This is a genomic window from Pseudomonas sp. 13B_2.1_Bac1, from assembly GCF_025466155.1.
Classification (GTDB): domain Bacteria; phylum Pseudomonadota; class Gammaproteobacteria; order Pseudomonadales; family Pseudomonadaceae; genus Aquipseudomonas; species Aquipseudomonas aylmerensis.
Window position 1 is genome coordinate 1 of the sequence record NZ_JANLOH010000060.1, and the last position, 779, is coordinate 779.

General features: G+C 64.8%; 1 protein-coding gene. It reads right to left on the reverse strand.

Going from position 1 to position 779, the window contains the following annotated elements; translation table 11 throughout:
* The coding region (gene tssI, locus NTD80_RS15990) for a type VI secretion system tip protein TssI/VgrG (protein ID WP_262134259.1) at positions 1-779 on the reverse strand (779 nt) is incomplete at both ends.

Genomic DNA, 779 nt, shown 5'->3' on the forward strand with positions numbered 1-779 from the left:
TCGGCCGGGGTAGTCGTAGCGCTCATAGTCTTTGTGCTGGTTGTTCAGGTCCTGGTCGCCGGTCGCGGTGTGCTGCTGGTTGTAGCGCGGGTGGGTGAAGGTGTAGTCGCGCTGCACTTGCACGACGGTGCGCACTTGCTCGGTGTAGTGGAAGCGGTTCAATGCCGGTTCCAACGCGTCGCCGCCGCCCATTGGCTGGTAGATCACCGGGCAATCGGTGTGGGTGCCGATGGTGCCCAGGCCGCCGACGCGGTCGGTGAGGACCAGGGTGTGGCCGTCGGCGCGGTGTTCGAAGGTGTAGAGCAGGCCTTCTTCGGCGGCGAGGCGGGCGAGAAAGTCGAGGTCGGTTTCGCCAGCCTGCACGCAGTATTCGCGGGGCTGGTGCTCGAAGCAGATCTCGCTGCGCAGGTCGGTGAGCTTTTGCTCGGCCAGCACGCTGGTGATGATGTCGGGCACGGTCTGGGCCTGGAAGATGCGCCAGTTGGAGCGCAGGTCGAAACGCTTCAGGGTCGGCTCGACCACGGCGGTGTAGCGGGTGCGGCGAAAGCCGGTGTCGCCTTGCTGGAACAGGCTGACCAGGCCGTGGACGTAGCGCACAGGAGTGTCGTCGCGCCAAATGGTGAACACCGCCGCCAGGTCGAGCATGCGGTAGAAGTCGATGGCGGGGTGATGGCTGACCAGTTCCAGGTCGAGTTTGAACGGCTGGGACAGGCCTTCTTCGAGGATGAACGAGACCACCTCGAAGGGATCGCCCCGCAGCGGTTCGAAGGTGTAGCGCA